The following is a 4,863-nucleotide window of genomic DNA, read 5'->3' as shown; positions in this document are numbered from 1 at the left end:
GCGGGCAGTCGTGCCGCAGGGGCGATGGGGGAGGGTGGGCGCGGCCGGCACCCCGCAAACGCCGGGCTGCGCAACACCCCCTGCCCAGCCCAGACATGCGCCGGCCCCGTCGACGGGGGAAGATCGACGGGGCCGGCGATGGTGCGGCAATGGCTCACATGGGGTTACGGAAGCGGCTCACGCCCCCGGCACGGCTCAGTGCACCGAGTGCTCCTCCCGCGGAAACGCCCCGCCCACCACATCCTCGGCGAACGCCTTGACCGCCCCGCTCATGACCTCACGCAGATCCGCGTACTGCTTGACGAACTTCGGCACCCGCCCACCGGTCAGCCCGAGCATGTCGGTCCACACCAGCACCTGCGCGTCCGTCTCCGGCCCGGCCCCGATCCCGACGGTCGGGATGTGCAGCGTCCGCGTCACCTCGGCCGCCAGCTCCGCCGGCACCAGCTCGAGCACCACCGCGAACGCGCCCGCGTCCTGCACGGCCTTCGCGTCCCGCAGCAGCTGCTGCGCCGCCTCCTCGCCCCGCCCCTGCACCCGGTAGCCCATGGCGTTCACCGACTGCGGGGTCAGCCCGATGTGGGCCATCACGGGGATGCCGGACTCCACCAGCAGCTCGATCTGCCGGTGCGAGCGCTCGCCGCCCTCCAGCTTCACGGCGCCGACCCCGGCCTCCTTCACCAGCCGGGTCGCCGAGCGCAGCGCCTGCACCGGACCCTCCTGGTAGGAGCCGAACGGCAGGTCGCCGACGATCAGGGCGCGCGAGGTGCCCCGTACGACGGCGGCGGCCAGCATGGTCATCTCGTCGAGGGTGACGGGCACGGTGGTCTCGTACCCGAGGTGGCAGTTGCCCGCGGAGTCGCCGACGAGCATCACCGGAATGCCGGCCTCGTCGAACACGGACGCGGTCATCGCGTCGTACGCGGTGAGCATGGGCCACTTCTCGCCGCGCTCCTTGGCGAGGGCGATGTCCCGGACAGTGATGCGGCGCGTGCCCTTGCCCCCGTACAGCGTCTTGCCGCCGGAGGAGGAACCGGGCGTACCGGTCTGGGCAGCCGAAAGCTGCGTCATGGATCCGTCTCCCAACACGTCATCTCGAGGCGCCCTGACGGCGTCCCCGGACCACGTCCATGGTGGCACCTCCTCCGGACGAGGGCCAGAGGGTCCCCTGTGACCTCCGCCCCGCCGTGCCGCGCTGCTCCGGACGGCGCAACGCGGTGCAATGTCGGGGCATGTTTACGGCAAAGCCTTTCCGATACGAGACGGTTCCGTATCGGAAATCCTTAAGGTGGGCCGTATGACTTCTCCCGCAGCCCCCGCCCGCCGGGTCCCGGAGGCCGTCCACCGCCGTCGCTGGGCGATCCTCGGCGTGCTGATGCTGAGCCTGCTGATCGTCGTCCTGGACAACTCGATCCTGAACGTCGCCATCAAGACGATCTCCACGCCCGCCCCCACCGGTCTCGGCGCCACGCAGGGCGAGCTGGAGTGGGCGATCAACTCCTACACCCTGGTCTTCGCGGGTCTGCTGTTCACCGCCGGGCTTCTCGGAGACCGGCTGGGCCGCAAGAAGGTGCTGGTCGGAGGGCTGGCGGTGTTCGGCATCGGCTCGGTGCTCGCCGCGTTCTCCGGCACCCCGGCGGAGCTGATCGGCTTCCGCGCGGTGATGGGCCTGGGCGCCGCGTTCGTCATGCCGGCCACCCTGGCCGTCCTGATGAACGTCTTCGAGCGGGACGAGCAGCCCAAGGCCATCGGCATCTGGGCGGGCGGCGTGGGCCTCGCCATCGCCATCGGCCCGATCACCGGCGGGCTGCTGCTCGAACATTTCTGGTGGGGCTCGGTCTTCCTGGTCAACGTCCCCATCGTGGTCCTCGCCGTCGGCCTGATGCTCTGGCTGGTGCCGGACTCCCGGGACCCCGCCCCCGGCCGGATCGACCCGCTGGGCGTGGTGCTGTCCGTCGCGGGCCTGGTGCTGCTGGTCTACGGCATCATCAAGGGCGGTCAGCTCGCCGACTTCGGCGACCCGGTGGTGCTGGGCTCCATCGGCGGCGGCCTGGCCGTCCTCGCCGTGTTCGTGGTGGCCGAGGCGCGCAGCGACCATCCGTCCGTCGACATGAGCTACTTCCGCAACAAGGTGTTCTCCGCGGCGATCGGCGCCATCGCCCTGGTGTTCTTCGCGCTGATGGGCGTGACGTTCTTCGCGGTCTTCTACACCCAGAGCGTGCGCGGCTACTCGCCGCTGGAGACCGGTCTGCTGCTGCTTCCGCTGGCCGCCGCGCAGCTGGTGTTCGCTCCGCGGGCGCGGCTGCTGGTGGACCGCTTCGGCAACAAGGCCACCACCACCGCCGGGCTGCTGCTCCTCGCCGGGATGCTGGCCGCGTTCGCCGCGCTGGACGCGGACACGCCCATCTGGATCCTCGAAGTGATCTTCTTCCTGATGGGCGCGGGCATGGCGCACGTGATGACGCCGGTCAGCGTGGTCATCATGCAGGCGCTGCCCCGCGAGAAGGCCGGCTCCGCCTCCGCGCTCAGCAACACCTTCCGGCAGGTCGGCGGCGCCCTCGGCATCGCCGTGCTCGGCTCGGTGCTGTCCACCGCCTACCGCGGCGCCGTACGCGACGAGCTGGGCGTGCTGCCGCCCGGTGCCCGGCACGCGGCCGGCGAGTCCATCGAGGCCACCCTCGCCGTCGCCGGCCGGCTGGGCCCGCGCGCCGACGCCCTGGTCGCCGCGGCCGACGACGCCTTCCTGCACGCCATGCACGTCACGGCGCTCCTGGGCGCCGGGGTGGCCGTGCTGGGCGCGGTCGTCGTCGCCGTGTTCCTGCCCGGGCGCCCGGCGGGTCCCGGCGGTGCGGAGGCGGACGGGAAGCTGGTGACCGCGGCGGAGTCCGCCGACGGCTGAACAGGGGCGGCACCCCCGCGCGCAGCGGGGAGAATCGTCGTGCCCGCCCACCGAAAGGACCCGTCGACGTGAGCCTGGCCGGCACCGGCCCCCGACGGGGCGGCCCCGCACGGGGCCGCCCCCGCAGCGAGGCGGTCGAACGCGCCATCATCGAGGGGGTGATGAAGCTCCTGGAGGACGGCGTCCCCCTCGCGGAACTGTCCATCGAGCGCATCGCCCGCACCGCCGGCGTCGGCAAGGCCGCCATCTACCGGCGCTGGTCCGGCAAGGAGCAGCTCTTCGTCGACGTCATGCGCGCCGCCGAACCCCCCGACCCGGAACTGCCCGGCACCTCCATGCGCGACGACCTCGTGGTCCTGCTGGAGTCGCTGCGGCTGCGCGGACTGGCCGGCCGCACCTCGGCGATCCTGCACAACGTCCGCGCCCAGATGAAGTCCAGCCCTCAACTCTGGGCCGCCTACCACGAGACCGTCATCCAGCCGCGCCGCCGGGTGGGCCTGGAGGTGCTGCGCCGGGGCCGCGACAACGGCGAACTGCGCGCCGACGTCGACCTGGAGCTCCTCAACGACCTGGTGGTGGGCCCCGTCCTCGTCCGCACCGTGCTGCGGCCCGACGCGGACCTGCCCGCCGATCTCGCCGAGCGCGTGGTCGACACCCTGCTCCAGGGGCTGCGCCCGTCCGGCGGCTGACCCCGGCCGTTCCGTGCGGGTTTCGTCACAGACGCCACCCTGGTCACGCTCTTCAGGAACTGCCCGCGCGGCCCCGGACGTCTCCGCTCCCGTACGGCCGCCCGGGCGGCGGCGGAAAGGAACCGAACATCCCCTAGTGTCTTACGGACGACGGGGGCGACGGTGTGCACGGCAGGTTGTGAGGCAACGGTATGGCGCAGCAGGCGTACATGACGGAGACGGACGACGGGCGCCAGGGCCCCCGGACCCCGGCCTCCCGGATGCGGCGCCTGGTCGACCGTCTGGGCGCCCTGCGCGAGGACCGCGGCATCTGGCGCCGGGGCTGGGTGGTGGCCGTCTGCGCGCTGCTGCTGGCGCTGGTGATGCTGGCCCACGCGCACATCCCCAACGCGGTCGGCAACCTGGGCAGTCTGCTGGAGACGTTCCTGCCCTGGCTGGGCGTGTTCGTGCCGCTGCTGCTGGTGCTGGCCCTGGTCCGCCGCTCGGCGACGGCGCTCATCGCGGCGGTGCTCCCGGTGGTCGTGTGGCTGAACCTGTTCGGCGGTCTGCTCAGCGACAAGAACGCCTCCGGCGGGGATCTGACGGTGGCCACGCACAACGTCAACGCGGAGAACCCGGACCCGTCCGGCACGGCCCGCGAGGTGGCCGCGGCGGGCGCGGACGTGCTGGCGCTGGAGGAGCTCAAGGCCTCGGAGGTGCCCGCCTACCGGGCGGCGCTGTCGGACACGTACGCGTACCACGCGGTGGTCGGCACGGTCGGGCTGTGGTCCAAGTACCCGCTCAGCGACGTCAGGTCGGTGGACATCCGGCTGGGCTGGCAGCGGGCGATGCGCGCCACGGTGGACGCGCCGGCCGGCCGGGTCGCGGTGTACGTGGCGCATCTGCCGTCGGTGCGGGTGAAGCTGGAGGCGGGTTTCACGGCCCGTCAGCGCGACAAGAGCGCCGACGCGCTGGGGGAGGCCATCGCGGCCGAGCCGCTGGAGAACGTCGTCCTGCTCGGCGACCTCAACGGCACCATGAACGACCGCGCCCTGAAGGCGGTCACCTCCCAGATGCGCTCCACGCAGGGCGCGGTGGGCAGCGGCTTCGGCTTCAGCTGGCCGGCGTCGTTCCCGATGGCGCGGATCGACCAGATCCTGGTCAGGGGCGCCGAGCCGGAGAGCTCCTGGACGCTCCCGCCGACGGCGAGCGACCACCTGCCGATAGCGGCACGGCTGAAGGTCACCGGCACGGCGGACTGACCTCCCGGGGCCGGGGCCCCGGACACACGGCGGC

The 4,863-nt window shown here is 72.6% G+C and carries 4 protein-coding genes; 3 read left to right on the top strand and 1 reads right to left on the bottom strand.

Going from position 1 to position 4,863, the window contains the following annotated elements; translation table 11 throughout:
• Positions 1 to 195: 195 nt before the first annotated feature.
• Positions 196 to 1,071: a 3-methyl-2-oxobutanoate hydroxymethyltransferase gene (panB, locus tag CCN29_RS07600; protein WP_006130078.1), complete on the bottom strand. Its 876-nt coding sequence runs from the start codon at positions 1,069 to 1,071 to the stop codon at positions 196 to 198.
• A gap of 226 nt (positions 1,072 to 1,297) precedes the next feature.
• Here panB and CCN29_RS07595 point away from each other — a divergent pair, with 226 nt between their 5' ends.
• The 3 genes from CCN29_RS07595 (at position 1,298) to CCN29_RS07585 (ending at position 4,829) form a co-directional block, all read left to right on the top strand.
• Positions 1,298 to 2,899: an MFS transporter gene (locus CCN29_RS07595; protein WP_086680683.1), complete on the top strand. Its 1,602-nt coding sequence runs from the start codon at positions 1,298 to 1,300 to the stop codon at positions 2,897 to 2,899.
• Between the two features lie 68 nt (positions 2,900 to 2,967).
• The gene (locus CCN29_RS07590; protein WP_006130080.1) at positions 2,968 to 3,588 is read left to right on the top strand and encodes a TetR/AcrR family transcriptional regulator; all 621 of its coding nucleotides are present in this window, start codon (positions 2,968 to 2,970) and stop codon (positions 3,586 to 3,588) included.
• Between the two features lie 260 nt (positions 3,589 to 3,848).
• Positions 3,849 to 4,829 carry an endonuclease/exonuclease/phosphatase family protein gene (locus tag CCN29_RS07585; RefSeq protein ID WP_373297251.1) on the top strand — a complete coding sequence of 327 codons (981 nt, stop codon included), beginning with the start codon at positions 3,849 to 3,851 and terminating at the stop codon, positions 4,827 to 4,829.
• Positions 4,830 to 4,863: the final 34 nt, after the last annotated feature.

The organism is Streptomyces pseudogriseolus, from assembly GCA_002154585.1.
Classification (GTDB): Bacteria; Actinomycetota; Actinomycetes; order Streptomycetales; family Streptomycetaceae; genus Streptomyces; species Streptomyces pseudogriseolus.
This window is presented reverse-complemented; position numbering and strand designations above follow the sequence as displayed.

Bases quoted from the DNA above. Each gene is read 5' to 3' on its own strand.
- CCN29_RS07585 (WP_373297251.1), top strand. From the start codon at position 3,849: ATGCGGCGCCTGGTCGACCGTCTGGGCGCCCTGCGCGAGGACCGCGGC.
- CCN29_RS07595 (WP_086680683.1), top strand. From the start codon at position 1,298: ATGACTTCTCCCGCAGCCCCCGCCCGCCGGGTCCCGGAGGCCGTCCAC.
- panB (WP_006130078.1), bottom strand. From the start codon at position 1,071: ATGACGCAGCTTTCGGCTGCCCAGACCGGTACGCCCGGTTCCTCCTCC.